We start from the raw sequence: 23271 nt of genomic DNA, 5'->3' as shown, positions 1-23271 counted from the left end.
CGTTCCTTCCTACCGGCCGGGGCCGGGGTAGTCGCCGGGCCGGGCGCCCGGATTGGCGTTCAACCACGCCAGGTAGTGGTTGTACTCGCTCAGCTCAGGATCGACTTCCTCCGCCGGCACCAGCACCCGGGCACTGGTACGCGCCGAGCGGACCGGCCGCCGTACGCCCGGAGCTCTGGCCGGGGTGACCGGCGGCGTCGCTTCGTCCGGATCCCCGGGGCGCAGCGTGTGCCGCGCCTCACGGAACCACAGGAAGACCACGAAGCCGGCGAAGATCGGCCACTCGAAGGCGTACGCCCAGCTCAGGGTGTTGCCGTTGGCGGCCCGGCTGATCTGCCACCAGCCCAACGCGAGGAACCCGGCCACGAGCACGATGGTGAGCACGTGGCGGGCGATCCACGCCGGTGTCCACAACCGTCTCATGGCTCTAGAGCGTACCGGCGATCCGTCCGGCTCTCCGACGTGGCGTCGTAGTAGTGCTCGGCGTCGTGTGGTTTGGGGTGTACCCGACGCGGGCAACCGTTCAGTCGCCAACCCAGTCGAGCAACCGGGGGCGATGATGACCGATTCAGCACGAGGTGCCCAATTCGATATGACCGGGTCCGTCGACGACAGCCCTGAACAGCGGGTCGGGGAGTGGGACGGCGACCACCTGCACGACCGTGACCCGGTGACCGCCGCCGCGGTCGTGGTCGAGGAAACCGACGACCTCGGCATCGACCCGGCCGAGCTCGGCGACGACGACCTGATCCGGGAACTGCGCAGCCTGCACCGGACCCGGCTGGACACGCTCCGGCACGCCGCCGACACCGCACTCGCCAACCATCTGCGACGCACAGCCGAGCTGGAGACCGAATACCTCAGCCGGCACCCCGGTCGAGAGGTCGACCCGGCCCGACTGCGGGACGGCAACTGACGTGGCCCGCGCCGAACGCGGCATGGACGCCCCGCCCGAGGTGGTCTTCAACACCGCCACCGACCCGGACCGGGTCGACGCCTGGCTGCCCGCGCCCCTGCGCCGGGACGGCGGCGCACCGGCCCGGGTCACCGACGCGCTCGGGGCGCACTGGGAGACCGCCGGCTCACCGACCTGGTCGGCCCGGCTCCACGTCCGCCCCACCGACGCCGGGGGCGCCGAGGTACGGCTCGAACTGGAAGCGGACCCACCAGACCGCGAACTCGACCAACTCGCCGACGAGTCGCTGGTCAACCTGGCCCGGGAGGTCGGGGAGAACCTGACCCCCGGCTGACCGGCCGAACCGGAGCACCGGCGGTGGACACGACCGATCGAGGGGACCGGGTCATGAACGTACGAAGCAGGGTGGCGCGGCTGCGGCAGGCGTACGCGCCACACGAACACCGGCCGCTCGGCGGTTACCTCGTCGCACTCGGTGCCTACGGAGGGGTGATCGCGGGGCTCACCGGCGTGGTACGAGCCACCGGCCGGCCGGTGCCGCACGCCCCGTCGAACTCGGACATCGTCCTGCTCGGCATCGCCACACACAAACTCAGCCGGCTGCTCAGCAAGGACGCCGTCACCAGCCCGCTGCGCGCCCCGTTCACCAGCTACGACCGCCCGACCGGGAACGGCGAGGTGATGGAGCAGGTACGCGACCAGGGCAGCGGCACCCGGCACGCGATCGGTGAACTGCTGAGCTGTCCGTTCTGCCTGGCGGTCTGGGTGGCCACCGGGCTCACCGGCGGGTTGGTGCTCGCCCCCCGGCTGACCCGACTGGTGGCGACCGCGCTGACCGCGATCGCCGCGTCGGACTTCCTGCAACTGGCGTACGCCTCCGCGCAGCAGGCGGCCGAGGGCCGCAGCGAACCCGCGCAGTAGACGGTCGAGGGCCGCAAGGACCGGACCCGGCGAGCTGGCCCGCCGGGTCGGGCCCGGGCCGGCCTCACTCCTCCAGGTCAGACCAACCCTCGGGAGCCTGCGGCTCCTGGCCGACCTGCTCACCGGTGAGCAACTGCTCGTCGGGCTGCTGCTGTTCCTGCTCGCCGAGGTCGCCCTGCTGCTGGTCCTGCTGGTCCTGTTGCCCCTGCTGCGGCGGTTCGCCGACCGCCGGTTGGTTCTGCTCGCCCTGCTGGCCGTACTGACTCATCTGTCCTCCTGGTGTGCTGTCGGCGACTTCTCACCCCACCCGCCGGACCCGGGCCGTCAGGCGGGGGTGCCGCCGAGCAGTTCGGCGGCCTCGTCGACCGCGTACTCGCCCTCGGGCATGGCGGTGATCCTGATGAGCAGCTCGGCCGGCAACTCGGCGGCGACGGCGCGGCGATGGATCTCCGCCTGGGTGACCCGTTCCTGACCCTCGTAGAGGTCGTCCAACAGGTCGTCCAGATCGGGACGGAGCTGATCGTCGGTCACGCAGGCCCGGCTACCCGGTGGCGGGTCGGTCAAACACACCGACGGGGACGCACGGCACTTCCGGGACGTACCGTCGGGGCCTGACGGCCTCGGTCGGAGAGTGACATGAGCCACAACGCCGGATGGAATCCCGGACGGGGTCGGCTCGTTGTGATGACTGTCGGTGTGACCAGTGTCCCCGGGCCTCACCTAATTGCCTTCGCGGAATACCGTTCGGCTGGAGCCGCGTCGTGCCACTCGCCGAGAGGCGACCTGCACACCGACACCAGCGCCGCCCATGGCAACAGCCGTGGGCGGCGTAGTTTTTCTCCGGTGCCGCCCACGACCCTGGTCGTGGGCGGCCTCCCGGTCGACCTCCCCAGGTGGGTCGGTGATGCCGGCGGTGGCCGGGCAGCTGGTTCAGGGCCCGGACTCAGCGGTCCGGCGGCGGATCGGCCGGGCCGGGCCCCGGGACACCGTTCGTCGCGGCGTACCGGCCGTTGCTCAGCCGAAGCGTCACCACGCCACCGAGGACCGCGCCGCTCGCCGGCTCGGTGCCGGCGACAGCCCCCCGCGGGCAGTCCGAGTCGACCGGTTCGGGGTTGACCGAGACCCGGAACCCGGCCTCCCGCAGGGTCCGCGCCGCCCGCTCCGCCGGTACGCAGTCGAGCATCGGTACGGCCCGCTCCGGCACCCCCAGCAGCGCGGCCGACGCCTTCGGGAAGTCACGTTTCGGCTTGCCCCGCATCGCCTCCGCGAGGGTCCCCGACACCGCCGGATTCACCACCTCACGCGGCATCTCCACGGTCCCCTCCGGCCAGTCGGGGTCGGCCAGGATGCCGGCGACCGTGAGTGAGGTGGTGGTCAACGCCAGCGACGCCGTACGACGCCCGTCCGTGGTGCCGCTCTTGCCCGCCAGCGGATGACCGACCAGTTGGCGCGCGTCCCCCGCCGTCGCCTCCCGACACCGGTCAGCGGCGGACTTGTCCCCGACCGGGCAACGGGCGGCGTCGACAGCCGCGTACGCCACTCCGGGCTCGACCGCCCGGTCACAGCGCGGCCGTACCGCGTCGAGCGGGCCGCCGGACCGGTCCCGGATCTCCTGCACCGGCGTCGGTACGCAGTGCCGGCCGCCCGCCGCCAGAGTCGCGTACGCGTTCGCCAGGTCGAGCGGCGTGGTCGCCGAGACGCCCAGGGTGAAGGCGCCCCAGCCGTCGGCCGACTTCCGGTTGTCGGCCAGTGCCGCGTCCGTCGGCGCCCGGAACCCGATCCCGAGCCGCCGGGCCACGTCGACCACGTTCGCCGCGCCGACCCGCTCGGTGAGCGGCACGAAGTAGGTGTTGACCGAGGAACCGAACGCGCTCCACATGTCGTGCCGACCGGCCATCTTCTCCTCGTAGTTGCCGGGGCAGTAGCGCTCGGTCCCCGGGCAGGCGGCCGGGCTGTCCCGCTCGACGGTGTACCGCGACTCGTACCGCTGCGGGGCGTCGATCTCGTGCGACAGCGGGATGCCCTGTTCCAGCGCGGCGACGATGGTGAAGATCTTGAAGGTGGAGCCGGCCTGGTACCCGTGCACGTCACCACCGCCGGTCAGGAGCGGATTGGTGGTACGCGGATAGGTGCCCCGGACCCCGGCAACGGCCTTCGCCGGATCGGTGGCGGGACCGTTGCCCGGCTTCGCCGCATCGTCGATCGCGAAGGTGCGGTTCGTGGCGAGCGCCCGTACCCGGCCGGTGCCCGGCTCCACCGCCGCCAGCATCAACGCCTGGGCGGACCCGGTCGGCAGCTTCTGCTCCAGGTTGCGGTGCGCCGCCTCCTGGGTGACCGCGTCGAGACTGCTGACGATCCGGTAACCGCCGCTCTTGAGCCGCCGCTCCCGGTCGTACTCGGTCGTGCCGAACGTCTCCTGGCTTAGCCACCATCGGTAGAGGTAGTCGCAGAAGAAACCCCAGTGCTGCTTGCCGGTGACCGAGCAGCCGTTCGCCGGCACCCGGCCCTGCACCACCAGCGGTACGGCCCGCGCGGCGCTCGCGTCCGCCTCGCTGACCGCACCGGTCTCGACCATCTGCCCGATGACCCAGTTGCGCCGGTGCAGCGTCTCGGTCGCGCCCGCCCCGGAACGGTCGAGCGGGTCGTAGAAGCTCGGCGCCTTGACCAGCCCGGCAAGCATCGCCGCCTCCGGCACGGTCAGTTCCGTGGGCCGCTTGCCGAAGTAGAACCGGCTCGCCGCCGAGACGCCGTAGGCGCCGTGCCCGAACGGCGCCAGATTCAGGTACCGCTGGAGGATCTCGTCCTTGCTCAGGTGCGCTTCCAGGATCGAGGCCAGCCGCATCTCGCGCAGCTTGCGCGCCTTCGTGTCCTCACTCGCCTCGACCACCGCCTGCGGTTCCTCGGCCGAGTAGGTGGCGGACATCCGTACCAGTTGCATGGTCAGCGTCGACGCGCCCTGTTGGGCGCCGATGGTGTTCGCCACGATCGCCCGTAGGAAACCCCGCACGTCGATCCCCCGGTGCCGGTAGAAGGCGTGGTCCTCGGCGGCGACGATGGCGTCCCGCATCACCGGTGCGACCTCGGCTAGGGGCACGTCCTGCCGGTTCTCGTCGAAGAAGACCGCGAGCGGGGTCCGGCCGTCGGAGGCGAAGACACGGCTCGCCTGTGGCGCCGAGGCCACCCGGAGTTCGACCGGGAGGCTCTCGAACGCCTTCGCGCCGGCCTTCGCCGCCAACCCGGTGAGTGCCAGCGCCGGGAACGCCGCCGCGGCGACAAGTACCCCGGCGACGAGACCGGCGACCAGCATCATGCCGATCCGGAACAGCCGGACCCGCTTGGCCGACCAGCCCGGTCGGTAGGTGGCGGACCATCGGCGGCGGGGGAACCGCCGAGCTTGTCGGTGCGCGGGCATTCGACACCACCTCCGGGTACGCCTGGTCCGCACCCAGTAGATCCGCCGCCCGCCCCGAAGGTGGCCGGCGTGGGCAGGATCCCCCGATGGGGGCCGCGATTCCCCCGTTCGGTCGTCCCCGACGGCAAAGCCGGCCGGCGTTCCGCTGGTGCACCTGTGCCACGGCGGTCTCCGGATCGGATAGCGTCGTCCCCATGCCCGAGACCGGTTACCCCTGGCCGATCGAGACCACGCGGTTGGACAACGGCCTCCGCGTGGTCGTCAGCGAGGATCGCAGCGCACCCGTGGTGGCGGTCAACCTCTGGTACGACGTCGGATCACGGCACGAACCCGACGGCCAGACCGGCTTCGCCCACCTCTTCGAGCACCTCATGTTCGAGGGCTCCGTCAACGTGGCCAAGACCGAACACATGAAGCTCATCCAGGGTTCGGGCGGGTCGCTCAACGCGACCACGAACCCGGACCGGACCAACTACTTCAACACCGTGCCGGCCGAGCACCTGGAACTCGTGCTCTGGCTGGAGGCCGACCGGATGGGTGGCCTGGTGCCGGCGCTCACCCAGGAGACCCTGGACAACCAGCGTGAGGTGGTGAAGAACGAGCGGCGCCAGCGGTACGAGAACGTCCCGTACGGGGACGCGTGGCTGCGCCTGCTGCCGTTGCTCTACCCGCCGGGGCACCCGTACCACCACTCGACGATCGGCTCGATGGCCGACCTGAACGCGGCCGACCTGGCAACCTTCAAGGACTTCCACGTCACCTACTACGCGCCGAACAACGCGGTGCTCACGGTGGTCGGCGACGCCTCGTCCGGTGAGGTCTTCGCGTTGGCCGAGAAGTACTTCGGGCGGCTCGCCCCGCGCCCCGACATCCCGGCCGCGCCGGACGGACTGGTGGTGCCGGCGACCGGTGTACCGGCCCAGGAGACGGTCCACGCCGAGGTGCCGGCGCCGAGGGTCTACCTGGCGCACCGGACGTACCCGTTCGGCACCCCCGAGTACGACGCGGTGACCGTACTCGGCACGCTGCTCGGCAGTGGCCGGGGCAGCCGGCTCTACCAGCGGCTCGCCGACGGTGCCCGGTTGGCCCAGCCGGACAACGTCGGCGCGTACGGGGTGGACCTGGCGCACGCTCCCGCGCCGTTGATCATCACCGCGACCGCGCGGGACGGGGTGAGCGCCGAGGAGCTGACCGCCGGGCTGACCGAGGTCGTGGACGAGTTGGCCGACGGCGGCGTGACCGGGGCGGAACTGGACCGCGCCCGTGCCCTGCTGACCACCGCCTGGTGGCGGTCACTGGCCACCGTCGACGGCCGGGCCGACACCCTGGGCCGGTACGCGACCCAGTTCGGTGACCCGGCCCGGGCGGCGGACCGCCTGCCGGGCTGGCTCTCGGTCGGTGCCGACCAGCTCGCCGAGGTGGCCGCCGAGGTGCTGCGCCCGGCGGACCGGGTGACCCTGACCTACCTGCCGGAGGAGAGCGCATGACGCTGATTGCTGACCGTCCGGCCACGGGCGAGCCCCGGCCGTACCAGTTTCCGACCGTGGTCCGGCGGACCGTCGCCGGCGGCGAGGTGGTCGCCGCCCACCTGCCCGGCCACAACCTCGCCGCCGCGACGTTGCTGCTCGACGCGGGCGCCGGACGGGAGCCGCTGGGCCGCGAGGGGCTCGGCGGTGTGCTGGCGAAGGCGTTGGAGGAGGGGACCACGCGGCGGGACTCGACCGCCTACGCGCTGGCCCTGGAGGGGCTCGGCACCGAACTGAGCATCGGCACCGACTGGGACGCGTTCCAGGTCGGGGTCCAGGTGCCGGTCCGCCGGCTGCTGGCCGCGGTGGAGCTGATGGCCGAGGCCGTCCGCACGCCCAGGTTCGACCCGGCGGACATCAACCGGGTACGCGACGACGAGGTCACCGCACTGCGGATGTACTGGGCCAACCCGGGGCCCCGGGCCGACGCCGCGTTCCGCGCCGACCTGTTCGGCTCCGACCGGCGGCAGGGCCGGCCGTTGGACGGCGATCCGGATTCGGTTGCCGGGATCGGGGTGGAGGACGTCACGGCGTTCCACGCCGAATGGTTCACCCGGCCCGGCACCCTGCTCGTCGCCGGTGACCTGGACCAGATCGACCTCGACGCGCTCGGCGCGGCGGCGTTCGGCGCAGCCGCCGGGGCACCGGCACCGGTCGACCCGCCGATCGAGGTCCAGCTCCGCGACCAGCGGCGGATCATCGTGGTGGACCGGCCTGGTTCGGTGCAGTCGACGCTGCGGATCGGGCACCCCGGGCCGCACCGCGCCCACCCGGACTACGTCACCATGACGCTGGCCGGCACGGTGCTCGGCGGTGCCTTCACCTCCCGCCTCAACCACCTGCTCCGCGAGGTGCGGGGTTACACGTACGGCATCCGGGCCGACTTCGGCCTCTCCCGCCGGTTCGGCCGGTTCGTCGTCGCCGGGAACGTGCAGACGGCGGTGACCGCGCCCGCGCTGGTCGACGCGATCGGCGAGATCAGCCGTACCCAGGTGGAGGGGGTGACCGAGGTGGAGCTGGCGGTCGCGCGGTCCTGGCGGGCCGGCCAGCTCTCGGTGGAGTTGCAGTCGCCGCGCGCGATCGTCGGTGCGCTCAGCACCCTGGTGGTGTACGGCCTCCCCGACGACTACCACGCCACGTTGCGTACCCGACTGTTGGCCGCGACCGAGGCGGAGGTCTCCGCGGCGGCCGCGACGCACCTGCGCCCGGAGGGCCTGACCCTGGTGGTGGAGGGCGACGCGGCGCTGATCCGGGACGAGATCGTCGCCACCGGTCTCGGTGACGTGGTCGACGCGAAGCAGTGACCGGTCGAACGGCGATCCGCCGGCCCTGATGGTCTCGATAACGGCGGGAAGCCGGTCAGCGACGACGCTGGCCGGCTTCCGCGTTCACGGTCGGTTGGGCCGGCACCGCGCCCACTCCTGAGCTGGGGCGGCTGTCGCCGGGAGTGGAAGGTCGGGTCGGATTGGTGGTCCCATCCACCCCGGTCGCCCCGGAGCCGGTCGTCGGCGGGTCGAGTCGCCCGGTACGGGTCTGCTCCGGGCCGCCCCGGTCGGTCGACGCGCCACCCGGGCCACCCGTGGGCCCGTTGGTCGGTCCGCTCGGCGGTGGGTTGTGCTCCGGGCCGCCGGGTCCGGTGTTCGTGCCGCCGGGGTCGGAGCCGGGGCCGGCTGTCCCGAGGGCCCGGCGTGCGGCCCACCAGCGCTCACCCGCGCCGACCAGCAGGAACACCCCGCCCACGTAGGCCCAGCCGACCAGCACGTCGATCACGTAGTGCTCCCCGGTGTAGACCAGGGTGAAGGTCATCGCCAGTGGGTACGCCAGCAGCAGCGGCCACCACCGCCGTTTGACCGTCGGCAGGAAGAAGACCACCACGAAGAGGGCGTACGCGGTGTGCAGCGACGGCATCGCGGCCACCGGGTTCGAGGCGAGTTGCAGCACGTTGAGGGTGTTGCCGGCGCCGTGCAGGCCGAACTCCTGCCAGCCTCGGTTGGAGATCCTGGCGACGTCGACCGGGAGGAAGCCGTGCACCGAGGCCCACCACGGCGGCGCCGCCGGGTAGGCGAAGTAGGTGATCAGACCGGCGAGGCTGAGCGTGAACCAGCGACGCATGAAGGCGGCCCAGCGCGGCCGGGAGACCAGCCAGAGCACCACCGCGGCGGTGAGCGCGGCGACGAAGTGCGAGAAGTACACAAAGCTCGCGATGACGTCGTACCAGCGGACGTCCGGGTGGTAGAGGTGCTGCTGCAACCAGACCGTGGGCACCTGCCCACCGGTGGCCCAGCCGAACATCCACTCGTCGGCGTGGATCAACTCGGTGACGTGCGGCTGGAAGTAGTCGTCGGCGAACCCGCGCGAGACGTTGTAGATGGCGAGCAGGATCACCACCGGCAGCCAGTCCCGGGCGAAGGTCAGGTGCTGCCGCCACGGCAGGTGGCTGCGCCACGCGACGGTCGCCGCCCAGAGCCAGAAGAAGGCGTAGAGCGGATCGGTCGGCAGGCCGATCAGCAGCCAGCCGGCCACGAAGGCGACGATCCAGAGCGCCATCGCGCCGATCCGCCTGCGGCGCAGCTCAGCCGCAGTGCGTACCGGCGGGGACCCGGCCGGCGACTCCGCCGGTTGCTTCCTCGTCATGGCGACCCAGGCTAGCCGCCCAGGCTGGCGACGCCGGACGCCGGGGCGGTCCGGGAGGGTCGTCCCCGATGAAACATGCCGTCGCGGAATGTGATCTTTCCTCGTCGGTGCCCAGTATTGTGCGGCGAATGGAATCGCTGACCGTCCGTGGTCGTCTGGTCCGGGTCGTGGTGACCCTGGTCGGCGCGGGTCTGCTGTTGGCCGGGACGCTGGTCGGCTCGGACGACGACTTCCCGTTCGGCCCGTTCCGGATGTACGCCACCACCGACCGGCTCGACGCGCCGGTGGCCGAGGCGCTGGTGACGGCGAAGGACGCGGCGGGCGAAAGCCTCGTCCTGACCGAGCGGGAGACCGGGATCCGCCGGGCGGAGATCGAGGGCCAGCTGAGCCGGTTCGACGCCGACCCGACGCGGCTGAGCCTGATCGTGGACGCGTACCACCGGCGGAATCCGGAGCGGCCACCGCTGACCACGGTCTCCATCGTGATCCGTCGCCACGGCATGACCGACGGGCGGCCGAACGGAAACAACATCGACGAGACGATGGTCGACTGGCAGGTGGCGGGATGAGGCGGGTCGGGGACTGGCTCACCACACCGGTGCCGCTGGGGCGGGCGGCGGCCTTCCGTACGTTGGCGTACCTGCTGGTCGCCGCGGACATCGTCTTCTTCACCGGCTGGATACGTGGCCGGACCGCGGTCTCCGGCGAGCTGTACGCGCCGCTGCTGGTCGGTCGGGTGCTGCCGCTGCCGACCCCGAACGCCGTCCTGGTGACCGTGCTCTTCTGGGTGTTGCTGGCGGCCACGCTCGCCGCCGCCACCGGACGGGCGCCACGGTTGCTCGGCTGGACCGTGCTGGCCCTCTACTTCGAGTGGCTGATCATCGCGTTCAGCTACGGCAAGGTCGACCACGACCGGTTCGGCATCCTGGTCGCCCTGGCCGTGCTGCCGACGATCGGTCGGGCCCGGCACGGCGATCTCACCCCCAGCGCCAAGGCCGGCTGGGCGTTGCGGGTGACCCAGCTCGCGGTCATCGCCACCTACTTCCTGGCCGCGTGGGCGAAGCTGCGCTACGGCGGCCTGGACTGGCTGACCGGGGCCACCCTCGCCCGAGCGGTGATCCGGCGCGGCACCTTCGCCAGCGAGTGGCTGCTGGACGTACCCGGGCTGCTCGTCGCCGCCCAGTTCGGGATCATGGCGTTCGAGCTGACCAGCCCGCTGATCTTCGTGCTGCGTGGTCGGGCCCGAAACGCCATGATCGCTTTCTTCTACCTCTTCCACGCGGTGACCTGGTCGGCGATCACCATCTCCTTCATGCCGCACCAGGTGGCGATGACCAGCTTCCTGCCGTTGGAGCGGGTACGTCCGGTGCTCTGGGCCCGGCGGCTGCTCCCGGCCCGGCTGCCCGCCGCCCCAGCGGCCCGTTTCCCGGCCCCGCCCGAGGCACCGGTCTCGCCGGCCGGCCCGGTGACGCCGGCCACGCTGGTCGACTCCGCTGGCCCGGTGACGGAAACCGACTCCCGGTCCGGGCGATCACCTGGGTAGCCTCGCAGTCATGAGGATTGGCATTGTGGGCGCCACCGGCCAGGTCGGTGGGGTCATGCGGAAGGTGCTGGCGGAGCGGGAGTTTCCCGCGGAGCAGGTGCGGCTCTTCGCCTCGGCGCGGTCGGCCGGGCGCACGCTGGCCTGGCGCGACACCGAGGTGACCGTGGAGGACGCGGAGACCGCGGACTACCGGGGACTGGACGTCGTGCTCTTCTCCGCCGGTAAGGGGGCGTCGCGCGTACTCGCGCCGAAGGTCGCCGAGGCCGGCGCGGTGGTGATCGACAACTCCTCGGCCTGGCGGATGGACCCGGACGTGCCACTGGTGGTCGCCGAGGTCAACCCGGAGGCCGCCGCCGTACGCCCCAAGGGCATCATCGCCAACCCGAACTGCACCACCATGGCCGCGATGCCGATCCTGCGCCCGCTGCACGAGGAAGCCGGGCTGGTGAGCCTGGTCGTCGCCACCTACCAGGCCGTCTCCGGTGCCGGCCTGTCCGGTGTCGCGGAACTGGACGAACAGGTACGCAAGGTCGCCGAGCACGCCACCGCCCTGACCTTCGACGGAGCCGCCGTGGACTACCCGGCGCCGCGCCAGTTCAGCCAGCCGATCGCGTTCAACGTGCTCCCGCTCGCCGGCTCGATCGTCGACGACGGGTCGGCCGAGACCGACGAGGAGCAGAAGCTGCGCAACGAGAGCCGGAAGATCCTCGGCATCCCCGGCCTGCTGGTCTCCGGCACCTGCGTCCGGGTGCCCGTCTTCACCGGTCACTCGATGCAGATCAACGCCCGGTTCGCCCGCCCGATCAGTCCGCAGCGCGCGACGCAACTGCTCGCCGACGCCCCCGGTGTGGCGCTGGAGGAGGTGCCGACCCCGCTGCGGGCGGCCGGTCAGGACCCGACCTACGTGGGCCGGATCCGGGCCGACGAGACCGTCGAGCACGGCCTGGCCCTGTTCTGCTCGAACGACAACCTGCGCAAGGGTGCCGCGCTCAACGCGGTGCAGATCGCCGAGCTGCTCGCGAGGACTGGCTCGGTGGCCTGAGCCGACCGTACGGTGAGGGGCGCCGGCCAGCGTGGTCCGGCGTACCCCCGGAACCGGGGTTCCTTGCGAGTGGAGGAGAGCATGGCGAACGACCAGTTCGACCCGGCACTGCTCGACCTGTTGGCCAGCCGGCCGTACGGGGTGCTGGCGACCATCAAGCGGGACGGCCGCCCACAGCTGTCCAATGTGGTCTATCACCTGGACCGGGAGCAGAACCTGCTCAGGGTCTCCATCGCCGAGGGGCGGGCCAAGACCGCCAACCTCCGCCGGGACCCGAGGGCCAGTCTGAGCGCCAGCTCGGCTGACGGCTGGGCGTACGCGGTGGCGGAGGGGAGCGCGGAGCTCTCCCCGACGGCGACCGAGCCGTACGACGCCACGGTGGAGGAGTTGGTCGGGGTCTACCGCGCGCTGCGGGGGGAGCACCCGGACTGGGACGACTACCGGCGGGCGATGGTGGCCGAACGGCGGATCGTCCTGCGACTCACCGTCCGACGCCTCTACGGCCTCCCGCCCCAATCCTGATGTTAGGAAGGGCCCCTTCCTATACCAAATGCGATAAGAAGGGGCCCTTCCTTCCCCCTGGGCGGGGGCGCGTTTAATACCGAACCATGAGTACGGAGAAAAGCTCTGACCTGCGGGTCGGCATCCTTGGATACGGCATCGGCGGACACCGCTTCCACGCGCCGCTGGTAGCGGCGACGCCGGGCCTGTCGGTGGCGGCGATCGTCACCGGCGACCCGGAGCGGGCGCGGCAGGCACAGGCCGGCTACCCGCAGGCGCGGGTGGTCCCCACCGCCGACGACCTGTTCGCGGCCGCGGACTCGCTCGATCTCGTGGTGGTCAGCACGCCGAACCGCACCCACGTGCCGTTGGCCCTGCGCGCCATCGAGTTGGGCCTGCCCGTGGTGGTGGACAAGCCGTTCGCACCGACGGCGGCCGACGCGCAACGGGTGGTCGACGCGGCGACCAGCGCCGGTGTCGGCCTGACGGTGTTCCAGAACCGTCGGCTCGATTCGGACTTCCTGACCGTACGCAAGGTGCTCGCCGCCGGCAGCCTCGGCCAGGTCTACCGCTTCGAGTCGCGCTACGACCGCTGGGTGCCGACGCCCAAGGAGAACTGGCGCGAGTTCGGCGACCCGGCGGAGGCGGGCGGGCTCCTCTACGACCTCGGCGCGCACATCGTCGACCAGGCGCTGCAACTGTTCGGCCCGGTGGCCGAGGTCTACGCCGAGCTGGACCGCCGCCGCCCCGGGGTGGTCGTCGACGACGACACCTTCGTCGCGTTGCGGCATGTCAACGGGGTCCGTTCGCACCTCTGGGCGTCGGCGCTGGCCGGCACCCGTAACCCGAGGTTCCGGGTGCTCGGCGACCGGGCCACCTTCACCAAGTACGGGTTGGACGTACAGGAGCCGCAGGTGCTGGCGGGTAAGCGGCCGGGTGACCCGGGGTGGGGCGTGGAGCCGGCCGAGAACGCCGGGGTGCTCGGGGTGAACGACGAGGTCGAGACCGTACCGACTGAGATCGGCCAGTATGAGCGCTTCTACGCCGAGGTGCGGGAGGCGCTGCTCGGCCGGGGTGAGTTCCCGGTCGATCCGGCCGGCGCGGTCGAGGGCCTGCGGGTGATCGAGGCGGCGCTCGTCTCGGCCACCGAGCGACGGGTGGTCACCCTCGACCACTGAGTGCCGCCAACTCCGGGTGGCTGTGTGCCGTTACCTCTCGGTCGGGCCGGGTAGACGGCAACCGCCGACAAGGAGAGGAGCGCCATGACGACCGTCGGAGAGTTCATGACGACCCGGTTGGTGACCATGGACGGCACCGACACGCTCACGGCCGCGGCCCAGGAGATGCGGGACAGCGCCATTGGCGACGTCATCGTCACCAACGGGGACGCGGTGATCGGCATCGTGACGGATCGCGACATCACGGTACGTGGGGTGGCGGACGGGCTGGACGTGAACACCGCGACACTCAGCCAGATTCTCACCCAGGACGTCGTCACCGTCACCCAGTACGACGACGCGGTGGCAGCGGCCGATCTGATGCGGACGTACGGCGTACGGCGACTCCCGGTGATCGAAGAGGGCCGGCTGATCGGGCTCGTCTCGATCGGTGACCTGGCGGTCGAACGTGAACCGCAGTCGGTGCTCGCCGACATCAGCGCCGACGACCCGAACAACTGAGCCGGGGCCGCCCGGAGCACCAGCGCACCGCAGCACGTGGACGACAGGCCGTGACCGCACCGATCCCGACAGCGGGAGTCGGTGCGGTCGCGTCTCCAGCCGCTTCCGCCCGGCCAGCCGGGACCACCGGGTGCGCCATCGGTGTGCGGACCACCGCTTGGAACGTGTCGGCGGCCGCCTGGAATGCCGTCAGCCCGAGCCCGGCGGCCCCCTTGACCTGACCGGTGGGACGACCGCGGTGCATGTGGCGGCTGTGGCGGCGTCCCGGCAACCTCACCCGTCCTGGGCGATGCCCTACCACCGGGGTGTGCGGGACGCTCCGGAGAAGTGGCTACTCGTGCAGACGTGAGAAGGAGGACCGATGGCAGATCCGACCGCCGACTTCTTCGACGGGCTCGGCCATCGTGGCCCCGACCCGATGCTTACGAAGGTCAGGGGCACGGTCCGGTTCGACCTGGGGCACCGGGACGGAACCGACCACTGGGTGCTGGTGATGAGTGAGGGGAACGTCAGTGCCAGCCGGGGGGAGCGGCCGGCGGACTGCGTGATCAGCACCGACCTGCGGTTCTTCGACCGGGTGACCACGGGGGAGGCGAACCCGATCGCGGCGCTGCTGCGCAACGAGATAACGGTCGAGGGCAACCTCCTGTTGTTCCACTACTTCCAACGGCTCCTGCCCGGCCCGCCGGGCGCGCGCGATCCACGTGAGATGGTGCGGGAGAGGCGGCACAAGTGACCGACAACATGGTGAGCATCCTCGACGGCAACACGTTCCTGGTCAGCGACGCCCGTGGTGACATCGACCCGTCACCGAGCTTCCCCACCGGGCTCTTCTCCTTCGACACCCGGTTTCTCTCCCGGTGGGAGCTGAGCATCGACGGTGAGCGGCTCAACGCGCTCTCGATCGACGACCTCCAGTACTACGAGACCCGGTTCTTCCTGGTACCCGGTGAGCCGACCCACTACGTCGACGCGAAGGTGTCGGTGGTGCGGCAGCGGACCATCGGGGGCAGCTTCGACGAGCAGCTCACCGTCCTCAACCACCAGGGCCAACCGGTGGAGTTGACGATCCGGATGGAGATCGGGTGCGACTTTGCCGACCTGTTCGAGATCAAGGACGTCAAGGAGAAGGCCGGCTCCGCCCAAGCGTTCATCGAGGACGGGCGGTTGCGTCTGAGCTACCGCCGGGACACCTTCCGGCGGGAGACCATCATCTCCTCCACCGTGCCGGCCGATGTCGACGAGAAGGGGCTGACCTTCCGGGTCCGGATCGAGGCGCACGCGGAGTGGACCACCAACCTGCACGTACAGACCATGGTGGAGGGGGCCGGTGGGCGGGACCTGCGGCTGGGCCTGATCAGCCACGGTAGCCGGGTCAAGATGGAGATGCAGAAGGATCTCGCCGCCTGGGTCGCGCGGGCGCCGAAGCTGGCCTGCGACTGTCAGCCGCTCGGCGACACGTACGACCGCAGCCTCGCCGACCTGGCCGCGCTCCGCTACAGCCCGCTCTCGTTCGAGGCGAAGGTGCCCACCGCCGGCCTGCCCTGGTTCATGACGCTCTTCGGCCGGGACAGCATTTTCACCTGCCTGCAGTCGTTGCCGTTCACACCCGAACTCGCCGGGCCGACGTTGCAGATCCTCGCCATGAAACAGGGCACCAAACTCGACGACTTCCGGGACGAGGATCCGGGCAAGATCCTGCACGAGTTGCGGTACGGGGAGTCAGCGGCCTTCGCGGACCAGCCGCACTCGCCGTACTACGGCGCGGCCGACTCGACCCCGTTGTTCGTGATCCTGCTGGACGAGTACGAGCGCTGGACCGGCGACGTGGAACTGGTACGCCGGCTGGAGCCCGAGGCGCGGGCGGCGCTGCGGTGGATCGACACGTACGGCGACATCATGGGCAACGGCTACATCTGGTACGAAAGTCGTAACAAGCTCAACGGGCTGGAGAACCAGTGCTGGAAGGACTCCCCCGACGCGATCTCGTACCGGGACGGGCGGTTGCCGGACTTTCCCCGAGCCACCTGCGAGCTGCAGGGCTACGCGTACGACGCGAAGATGCGCGGGGCGCGGCTGGCCCGGCGGGTCTGGCACGACCCCGTCTACGCCGACCGGCTGGAGCAGGAGGCGGAGGACCTGAAGCAACGGTTCAACCGGGACTTCTGGGTCGAGGACGGCGGATATTACGCGCTGGCCCTCGACGCCGACGGCGGTCAGGTCGACGCGCTCTCGTCGAACATTGGCCACCTGCTCTGGAGCGGCATCGTCGAGGAGGACCGGGCCAGCCAGATCGCCGCGCACCTGCTCGGGCCCCGGCTCTTCTCCGGCTGGGGAGTGCGGACCCTGGCCGAGGGGGAGGGCCGCTACAACCCGGTCGGTTACCACGTCGGCACGGTCTGGCCGTTCGACAACTCCTTCATCGCCTGGGGGCTGCGGCGGTACGGCTTCAACGAGGAGGCCGGCCGGATCGCCGAGTCGATCATCGACGCTTCGCAGTACTTCCGGGGTCGGCTGCCGGAGGCGTTCGCCGGTTACGACCGGGCGTTGACGAAGTACCCGGTGCAGTACCCGACCGCGTGCAGTCCGCAGGCCTGGTCGACCGGTACGCCGATGCTGCTGCTCCGTACGATGCTGGGCCTCGAACCGCACGACGAGCACCTGGTGGTCGACCCGGCCCTGCCACGAGGGATGGGCCGGGTCGAACTGCTCGACGTACCGGGTCGGTGGGGCAAGATCGACGCCTTTGGTCGGGGCCGGGTCGACACGCAGCACGAGCAGCAGATGGTCGACGAGGAGAGCGAACGCTCGACTGAACCCGTGCTGCAGGCGTTGCCGGACCGCACGACCTGAGGGTGCCCTCCGACCGGTCGCGACTCAGGCGCGAGCGGCCAGTTCCTTCAGCAGCGCCTCGGTTCCAGCCTCGCTGGAGGCGGGGTTCTGCCCGGTCACCAGGTTGCCGTCGACCACCACGTACGACCCCCAGGCGGGTCCGGACTCGAACTGGGCGCCCGCGTCGCGGAGTCGCTCTTCCAGCAGCCAGGTCGCGTTGTCGGCGAGGCCGGCCTGGCGCTCCTCCTCGTCGGTGAAGGCGGTCATCCGGCGGCCCTTGAACAGCCAGGCGCCGTCGGGGGCGCCGGCGGAGAAGAAGCTGGCCGGACCGTGGCAGAGTGACGCCACCACCTTGGTGGGGTCGGGCAACAGGGTGGCCAGCACCCGAGCGACATCGGGGTTCACGGCCAGGTCCTGCATGGGGCCGTGACCACCGGGGATGAGTACGCCGTCGAACTCGGTCGGGTCGATGTCCTCCAACCGGGCGGGCGACTCCAGCAGTTCCGCGACCTGTTCCAGGTAGGCGCGGAGTTCGGCGGCCTTGCCCTCGTCGTTGCCGAGCGCCGCCGCCGACAGGCTGCCCTGGTCGGCGACGGGGGTCAGGCCACCCGGGGTGGCGATGGTGACGTCGACCCCGGCCCCGACGAGGAGCCGGTGCGGCACCACGAACTCTTCGGCCCAGAACCCCGTCGGGTGCTGGCTCCCGTCCCGCTGAGTCCAGTTCCGTGCTCCGGTCAGCACGATGAGGATCGATGACATGGTTACCTCCAGTGGTGCGGGGTGGCGCTTGTCGATCAGGGTCAGGTGTGGCACGTTCCGCGCCCGTCGTAACGACCGTAACAGGTTCGGGGATAACCAGCGAGCTGGCAGCGGCTCGCTCGTTACGATCGTTGTCAGTTAGCCCATCACCTTTGCCGGTGAGTGCGCTAGGCTAGCTTGGTCGGGGAGGAGGTGAACGATCATGGAGCGGACAACGGCCGAGGGCTACCCGCCCAGCGTCTGTGACAGCTCCGAGCTGATCCTCGGCTTCGTGAACACCCGCCCCTCCGGGAACGGTCGGGTCGAGTCCCTCTCCGACCGGGACGGATTGGTGCGGTGGCTGACCGGGGCCGGTCTCGCCGCCGACGACCCGGGCGTCAGCTACGCCGACGCGGTGGCGGCGCAGGAGCTACGCGGAGCCTTGGAGACCATCCTCCGCGCGCACGCCGGCTGCGTCGACGACGTCACCTCTGTGCCGGCCGCCGAGGCATACCTGCGGCGGGTGGCGGAGCGTTATCCGCTCACCCCGAGACTCAGCGCCGACGGCTGCACCTTCGTCCCGGCGCAGACGGGCGTACCGGGTGCGTTCGGTGCGCTCTTCGCCGCGGCAGCCGACCTCGCGGCCCGGGGAGCGTGGTCACGACTGAAGGTGTGCAAGAACCCGTCCTGCCTTGCCGGTTTCTTCGACAAGACCAGGAACTCGTCCGGCCTCTACTGCGGTGCCGCGTGTGGATCCCAGATGTCGATGCGGGCCTATCGCAGCCGGCTCAGAACAGGCTGACCACTGACGGCTGCACGCCTCGAGTCAAGTGTGGGCCTAGGAGTGATCCGGGGTGGCGATCGGCCGCTCACTCCAACCGATGAATCGATCGGCCAGTTGCTCCTCGGTCAACGCCGGCAGATCGGCTCCGGCCTGCTCCATCAGGGCGCGGAGCTGGTTGCCCAGCTCGACCGGATTGCCCTGGTAGAGGTATTTCAACTGCTGCTTTCGCACAACGCACGGCCACTCCTGCTTGCAGGCGGCGCAGGACCAGTCCGGCCGGCAGGGTGCATGGATGGTCGGAATGTCAGTCACCTCGGCGGGGCTGGGGCTGGGGGTACGGCAGGTGGGCCCGTCGGTCCTCGGTGGACTCGACCGGACGTACCTGATCCGACTCGATCGGGCGGCGATAGGACTCCTGCGCGTCCTGGCGGCTCTGGACGTAGCACACGTTGTGCCGGCTCTGCCATTCCCGCAGTGCCGTCCGCATCCGGGTCGCCTCCTCCCGTGCGCTCATCAGTTGCTGGTACAGCACCGCCAGATCGCCCTCGACCAGATGAAGAAATTCGCGCACCTCACCAGGCTGGTAACCGCGTCGGCCGATCCCGGTCGGGCTGAATCTCTTTCTGCGCACGTCCCGTGGGGTCAGGAGAGTTCGTTCTCGTGGGCGACCGACCCGGTCGCGCTCGTCCTCCATGGCCCTCATCCCGATCCCATTCACGTGTCTGACGTGGGTCAAACGGAAACTGGCAGGTAGGCGTGACGGTAATCCCTGTCACGTCCGCACTCGTGGGACAGTCGTATTTCCGGCAGTTACCCCGGTCGCCACGGCGAGATCAGCCCGTACGGTCGGCGCGGGACTCCTCGGTCTCCGGGTACGCCGCGGTACGCAGCCGGCCCCGGCCGAACGCGTCGATCCGCCCCCACCTGCCCGGGATGCCGAGCAGTTCGATCCGGCCGAGGCTGGCCGGCACCGCCGGTCGTACGGTGAGTCCGTCCTCCTGCGGCTCCAGGCCGAGCATCGTACGGATCAGAAGCATCGGCGCGCCCGCCGACCACGCCTGCGGGCTGCACGCGGTCGGATACTGCACCGGATACGTGGTCAGGTCCCGGTCGTAACCGGCGAACGCCTCCGGCAGCCGGCCCTGGAAGTACTTGGCCGCGTCGACGATGCTCTCCGCGATCCGGGCCGATTCCTCGGTGTATCCGTAGCGCGCCAGACCCGAGGCGATGATCGAGTTGTCGAAGGGCCAGACCGTGCCGACGTGATATCCGAGCGGGTTGTAGCGGCCGTTCCCCTCGGCCAGGGTCCGTACGCCCCAACCGGAGAACATCGACGGGCCGAGCAGATGCTGGGCGACCATTCCGGCCCGTTCCTGATCGACGATTCCGCTCCACAACAGATGCCCCATGTTCGAGGCGAGAGCGTCGATCTGGCGGCCGTCACGGTTCAGGCCGAGCGCGTAGTAACCACCGTCCTCGACCCAGAAGTCCTGGTTGAACCGTGCCTTCAGGTCGGCCGCCTCCCGCTCCAACCGGTCCGCGAGATCCGGGTCGTCCCAGAACCGGCGAGCCATCCGGGCGCCCCGGATCTTCGCGTCGTAGGCGTACCCCTGCAGCTCACAGGTGGCTCGGGGAAAGTCGGGCAGGCTACCGTCCCGGTAGCAGATCGCGTCCCAGGAGTCCTTCCAGCACTGGTTCTCCAGACCGTTGCGGGTGTTGCGCCGCTCGTACCAGATGTAGCCGTTGCCGAGCAGATCACCGTAGGTGTCGATCCAGCGCAGCGCGAGCTTCGCCTCGTCGGCGAACTCGCGGACGAGGTCCGCGTCGCCACTCCAGCGTTCGTACTCGTCGAGCAGGATCACGAACAGGGGAGTGGCGTCGGCGGAGCCGTAGTACGGCGAATGCGGCTGCTCCTCGAACGCGGCCGACTCGCCGTACCGAACCTCGTGCAGAATCTTGCCCGGCTCCTCGTCGCGGAGATTGTCCAATTTGGTGCCCTGCAGCTCGGCCAGGGTACGCAGCGTCGGCGGCGCGATCTCCGGGATGAACGGCAGTGTCTGCAGGCAGGTGATGAGGCTGTCCCGGCCGAACAGGGTCATGAACCACGGCAGCCCGGCGGCGGGCAGTTTCTCCTTGCGCAGCAGGCCGGTGTAGCGCAGTGCGGCAAGGTCGATGACGCTGCGCTTGTACGAGTCGCTCAGTGGCTCGCAGTCGCAGGCCAGGTGCGGTGCGCGTGCCGTCCACTCGTCGAGCAGGCGCTGCACGTCCGGGCGCCCCCGACCGCGGTCGGAGGTTGGCAGCTCCGCCGCCGCCGACTCGTCCGCCCCGGGGAAGAGCGTCACCACCCGCAGCAGCGTCGTCCACTTGCCGTGCGGCTCGATCCGGATCCGGAACGTCAGGCCGTGGTCGTCGATCTCCGCCTCGTTGCTCGCCGCGACGAGGGTCTCCCGGAAGAAGGCGCCGCGCCGGTAGCGCAACCGCAGCCGGCCCTGCTCCACCAGCGTGGAGACCTCGCCCCGCTTCGGCAGCAGGTTCTTGATCTCGAACAGGTCCGCGAAGTCGCTGCCGACCTCGATCCGTACGGTGAAGTCGACCGCCTCCTCCTCGTGGTTCAGCACCGTCAACCGTTCCTCGAACCCGCCGCCGACGGTGCGTTTGCGGATCACCGACGCCTTGGCGTCGATGTAGTGGGTCGGCTCACCCGGGGCGAGGAAGAAGCTGGTCTGGAAGTACCGCAGGTCGTCAACGGAGAGCGAGTGCAGGCGCTCGCCGTTGATGGTGAGTTCCCAGCGCGCGATGAACCGGGTGTCGAGCGCGAACAGGCCGGTGGGGAAGGACGGCGACGGGTCGATGTCGCCGTTGCGGTCGCTCACCACAAAGGTGGCCCCGTCCAGGATGCTGACCGGCTGCGTCACGCCCGGTTGCGTCATCGCGACTGCCGTTCCCGGACCATCCGGCGGGGGTCGATCGCGTCCGGGGCGGCGGGAAAGAACCGGCGGAACATCATCAGCAGCGGAATGTCCCCGTCCAGCACGCACTCCGTACGGATCATCGCCGAGATCACGTTCGCCTCGCCGGTGGTGAAGCGGTCGAAGAGCGCCTCGCTGACGTGCACCACGCAGTCGGCGTCCCGCTGGTCCTGCGAGACCACCATGTTGCCGTGGCGCATGGCGATGAACCAGTACGAGATCTCCGTACCGCGTTGCAGGTCGAACCGCATCGTGCCGTGGATCCGGCGCGGCAGCAGTTCGGGCGCCCGTTCACCGAGGCTGTGGAAGAACCTCGTGGTCACCTCGCTCATCGCGCGCCCTCCCGGTACGCCTCCTCGCCGTACTCGAGAAGCATCACCCTCGGGGCGGCACCGGCACATCACCCCGATGAGGTGAAGCGCGACGTCACCTCGTACGGCCCCGGAAGAGCACGAGCAGGCCGGTGGCGGTGGCGGCGGCGAGCGGGGCGATGAGGAAGCCGACGGTCACCTGCCCGCTGGCGTCGAGCAGGACCCCGTTGACCGCCGCGCCGGCCGCGCTGCCGACCGAGAAGGCGGTGGCCGCCCAGGCGAACGCCTCGGCGACCGTGCCCGGCGGTGCCACCTCGTCGATCGCGACGAAGGCGATGGTGAGCAGCGGCGGCAGGGCGAGTCCGCTGATCGCCATCAGCGCCAGCATCGCGGGCGGGGCCGGGGTGAGCAGCAGGGGAAGGTAGCCGGCGGCGAAGACCGCGGTAGCCCGGGGGAGGGTGGCGTGCCGGCGCAGGCTGGCGAAGCGTACGTAGAGCAGCCCACCGGCGAGGGCGCCGGTGGCCTGGGCGGCGAGCAGCCAACCCGCCCACGAACGGGCTCCGGACGCCTCGGCGTAGCCGGTCGCGGCGACGGTCACGCTGCCCACCCCCGCGCCGACGAGCAGGAGCGCGGCGAGGATCAGCCGGAGTCGGCCGGAGCGCAGCGGCCCGGCCCAGTGCCGTACCGCCGGCTCCCCGCGCCAGCGGCGGACCGCGTCGCTGGTCGCGAACCAGGCTGTTCCGACCGCCTGGAACAGTGCGGCGGCGGCCAGGCCGCCGGTCGGTCCGGCGAGGCCGACCGCGGCCAGGGTGACCACCGGTCCGAGTACGAAGATCGCCTCCTGGACCGCGATGTCCAGGGTGTACGCGGTCTGAACCTGGTGGGCGGGGAGCAGATCGCGCCAGAGCACCCGCAGGCACGACTCGAACGGCGGAGCGCCCGCCCCGGCGATCGCGGCGGCGAGCACGGTGACCGGCAGGTTGACGTGCGCGGCGGCGAGAGCGAAGCCGAGACTGGAGACGATCATGGCCAGCCAGAGCACCGGGGGCTGCCGCCAGCGGTCGGCGACCCGGGCGAGCATCGGCTGACCGACCGCCATGCCGGCGGTGTACGCGCCGACCAGCAGCCCGGCCACGGTCAGCGTCATCGTCTCGCGGGCGAAGATCAGCAGTGCCAGTGGGGCCGCGCCGAGTGGGATCCGGCCGAGCAGGCTGGCGGCGAGCACCCGGGCCGTCTGCGGTGCCCGGAGCACGGCGAGCGCCGAGGTGTCGGCGTCGTTGGACGGGGAGTCAGGGCTTCCGGGCCGGGATTCGACGTCTCCGGGCCGCAGGTCGGCGTCTTCGGGCATGGTGGCGGGGGTTTCGGGCATGGTGACAGGCTCCCGAGGGCGGGGAAGGGACCGGACGACGAGGGTTCCGGGCCTGCTCAGGGAGCGAAGTCGGCGCGTTCGTGATCGTTGCCGT

Annotated in this window: 24 protein-coding genes and 1 pseudogene; 14 read left to right on the top strand and 11 right to left on the bottom strand. The window is 70.8% G+C overall.

Annotated features, from left to right (window positions below):
• Window positions 1-9: 9 nt before the first annotated feature.
• On the bottom strand, window positions 10-423 hold the full coding sequence (locus BDK92_RS11270; RefSeq protein WP_121156664.1) for a hypothetical protein: 414 nt from the start codon (window positions 421-423) through the stop codon (window positions 10-12).
• Window positions 424-592: 169 nt separating this feature from the next.
• Here BDK92_RS11270 and BDK92_RS11265 point away from each other — a divergent pair, with 169 nt between their 5' ends.
• Genes BDK92_RS11265 through BDK92_RS11255 form a run of 3 tightly spaced genes read left to right on the top strand, consistent with a single transcriptional unit; the run spans window position 593 to window position 1837 of the window.
• A complete protein-coding gene (locus BDK92_RS11265; RefSeq protein ID WP_425462222.1) occupies window positions 593-916 on the top strand; it encodes a DUF6158 family protein in 324 nt (107 codons plus the stop codon).
• 1 nt (window position 917) lies between these two features.
• Complete coding sequence (locus BDK92_RS11260) at window positions 918-1250, top strand: hypothetical protein (protein WP_121156662.1); 333 nt, start codon at window positions 918-920, stop codon at window positions 1248-1250.
• A gap of 53 nt (window positions 1251-1303) precedes the next feature.
• Window positions 1304-1837, top strand: coding sequence for a DUF1360 domain-containing protein (locus BDK92_RS11255; RefSeq protein WP_121156661.1), 534 nt, complete (start codon window positions 1304-1306; stop codon window positions 1835-1837).
• Between the two features lie 64 nt (window positions 1838-1901).
• Here the strand turns inward: BDK92_RS11255 and BDK92_RS11250 are convergent, their stop codons facing one another.
• The 3 genes from BDK92_RS11250 to BDK92_RS11240 form a co-directional block, all read right to left on the bottom strand.
• Window positions 1902-2105 (bottom strand): hypothetical protein, encoded by a 204-nt coding sequence (locus BDK92_RS11250; protein ID WP_121156660.1) that lies wholly within the window; start codon window positions 2103-2105, stop codon window positions 1902-1904.
• Window positions 2106-2161: 56 nt separating this feature from the next.
• Window positions 2162-2401 carry a hypothetical protein gene (locus BDK92_RS11245; protein WP_121156659.1) on the bottom strand — a complete coding sequence of 80 codons (240 nt, stop codon included), beginning with the start codon at window positions 2399-2401 and terminating at the stop codon, window positions 2162-2164.
• A 379-nt stretch (window positions 2402-2780) separates the two neighbouring features.
• Entirely contained in the window at window positions 2781-5249 is a 2469-nt protein-coding gene (locus tag BDK92_RS11240; protein WP_246016963.1) for a penicillin-binding protein, read from the bottom strand.
• 194 nt (window positions 5250-5443) lie between these two features.
• Between BDK92_RS11240 and BDK92_RS11235 the strand changes: the two genes are divergently transcribed.
• Together BDK92_RS11235 and BDK92_RS11230 are read left to right on the top strand one after the other, a co-directional pair.
• Entirely contained in the window at window positions 5444-6736 is a 1293-nt protein-coding gene (locus BDK92_RS11235; RefSeq protein WP_121156658.1) for a M16 family metallopeptidase, read from the top strand.
• Window positions 6733-8079 carry a M16 family metallopeptidase gene (locus BDK92_RS11230; protein ID WP_121156657.1) on the top strand — a complete coding sequence of 449 codons (1347 nt, stop codon included), beginning with the start codon at window positions 6733-6735 and terminating at the stop codon, window positions 8077-8079. Before BDK92_RS11235 ends, BDK92_RS11230 begins: the two co-directional genes overlap by 4 nt.
• A gap of 358 nt (window positions 8080-8437) precedes the next feature.
• Here BDK92_RS11230 and BDK92_RS11225 read toward each other — a convergent pair.
• Window positions 8438-9409 (bottom strand): annotated as a pseudogene (locus BDK92_RS11225) (phosphatase PAP2 family protein); the annotation flags it as partial.
• Window positions 9410-9537: 128 nt separating this feature from the next.
• Between BDK92_RS11225 and BDK92_RS11220 the strand changes: the two are divergent.
• The 8 genes from BDK92_RS11220 (at window position 9538) to BDK92_RS11185 (ending at window position 17027) form a co-directional block, all read left to right on the top strand.
• Complete coding sequence (locus BDK92_RS11220) at window positions 9538-9978, top strand: hypothetical protein (protein ID WP_121156655.1); 441 nt, start codon at window positions 9538-9540, stop codon at window positions 9976-9978.
• A complete protein-coding gene (locus tag BDK92_RS11215) occupies window positions 9975-10952 on the top strand; it encodes an MFS transporter permease (RefSeq protein WP_211349185.1) in 978 nt (325 codons plus the stop codon). Before BDK92_RS11220 ends, BDK92_RS11215 begins: the two co-directional genes overlap by 4 nt.
• A 10-nt stretch (window positions 10953-10962) precedes the next feature.
• Window positions 10963-11994 (top strand): aspartate-semialdehyde dehydrogenase, encoded by a 1032-nt coding sequence (locus tag BDK92_RS11210; RefSeq protein ID WP_121156654.1) that lies wholly within the window; start codon window positions 10963-10965, stop codon window positions 11992-11994.
• 81 nt (window positions 11995-12075) lie between these two features.
• Entirely contained in the window at window positions 12076-12516 is a 441-nt protein-coding gene (locus BDK92_RS11205) for a PPOX class F420-dependent oxidoreductase (protein WP_121161980.1), read from the top strand.
• Window positions 12517-12602: 86 nt separating this feature from the next.
• Entirely contained in the window at window positions 12603-13673 is a 1071-nt protein-coding gene (locus BDK92_RS11200) for a Gfo/Idh/MocA family oxidoreductase (RefSeq protein ID WP_121156653.1), read from the top strand.
• An 84-nt stretch (window positions 13674-13757) separates the two neighbouring features.
• Complete coding sequence (locus BDK92_RS11195; protein ID WP_121156652.1) at window positions 13758-14174, top strand: CBS domain-containing protein; 417 nt, start codon at window positions 13758-13760, stop codon at window positions 14172-14174.
• A gap of 361 nt (window positions 14175-14535) precedes the next feature.
• Complete coding sequence (locus BDK92_RS11190; protein ID WP_121156651.1) at window positions 14536-14910, top strand: SCP2 sterol-binding domain-containing protein; 375 nt, start codon at window positions 14536-14538, stop codon at window positions 14908-14910.
• Window positions 14907-17027, top strand: coding sequence for an amylo-alpha-1,6-glucosidase (locus tag BDK92_RS11185; RefSeq protein WP_121156650.1), 2121 nt, complete (start codon window positions 14907-14909; stop codon window positions 17025-17027). Before BDK92_RS11190 ends, BDK92_RS11185 begins: the two co-directional genes overlap by 4 nt.
• 24 nt (window positions 17028-17051) lie before the next feature.
• On the opposite strand, the gene BDK92_RS11180 is transcribed toward BDK92_RS11185, so the two are convergent.
• Window positions 17052-17765, bottom strand: coding sequence for a type 1 glutamine amidotransferase domain-containing protein (locus BDK92_RS11180; protein WP_121161978.1), 714 nt, complete (start codon window positions 17763-17765; stop codon window positions 17052-17054).
• 202 nt (window positions 17766-17967) lie between these two features.
• Here BDK92_RS11180 and BDK92_RS11175 point away from each other — a divergent pair, with 202 nt between their 5' ends.
• The gene (locus tag BDK92_RS11175) at window positions 17968-18546 is read left to right on the top strand and encodes a CGNR zinc finger domain-containing protein (protein WP_121156649.1); all 579 of its coding nucleotides are present in this window, start codon (window positions 17968-17970) and stop codon (window positions 18544-18546) included.
• Window positions 18547-18582: 36 nt separating this feature from the next.
• Here BDK92_RS11175 and BDK92_RS38930 read toward each other — a convergent pair whose 3' ends face one another.
• From BDK92_RS38930 to BDK92_RS11155, 5 genes are all read right to left on the bottom strand, one after another.
• A complete protein-coding gene (locus BDK92_RS38930) occupies window positions 18583-18759 on the bottom strand; it encodes a hypothetical protein (RefSeq protein WP_170208549.1) in 177 nt (58 codons plus the stop codon).
• A 73-nt stretch (window positions 18760-18832) separates the two neighbouring features.
• The gene (locus BDK92_RS11170; protein ID WP_121156648.1) at window positions 18833-19222 is read right to left on the bottom strand and encodes a DivIVA domain-containing protein; all 390 of its coding nucleotides are present in this window, start codon (window positions 19220-19222) and stop codon (window positions 18833-18835) included.
• Between the two features lie 139 nt (window positions 19223-19361).
• The gene (locus tag BDK92_RS11165) at window positions 19362-21458 is read right to left on the bottom strand and encodes an amylo-alpha-1,6-glucosidase (protein WP_121156647.1); all 2097 of its coding nucleotides are present in this window, start codon (window positions 21456-21458) and stop codon (window positions 19362-19364) included.
• On the bottom strand, window positions 21455-21829 hold the full coding sequence (locus BDK92_RS11160) for an SCP2 sterol-binding domain-containing protein (protein ID WP_170208548.1): 375 nt from the start codon (window positions 21827-21829) through the stop codon (window positions 21455-21457). Before BDK92_RS11160 ends, BDK92_RS11165 begins: the two co-directional genes overlap by 4 nt.
• 94 nt (window positions 21830-21923) lie before the next feature.
• Window positions 21924-23177 (bottom strand): MFS transporter, encoded by a 1254-nt coding sequence (locus tag BDK92_RS11155; protein WP_121156645.1) that lies wholly within the window; start codon window positions 23175-23177, stop codon window positions 21924-21926.
• Window positions 23178-23271 lie beyond the last annotated feature (94 nt).

Origin of the sequence: Micromonospora pisi (assembly GCF_003633685.1) — a bacterium.
Classification (GTDB): domain Bacteria; phylum Actinomycetota; class Actinomycetes; order Mycobacteriales; family Micromonosporaceae; genus Micromonospora_G; species Micromonospora_G pisi.
Note: the sequence above shows the minus strand (reverse complement) of the source record. Positions and strands in the feature narration are given on the sequence as shown.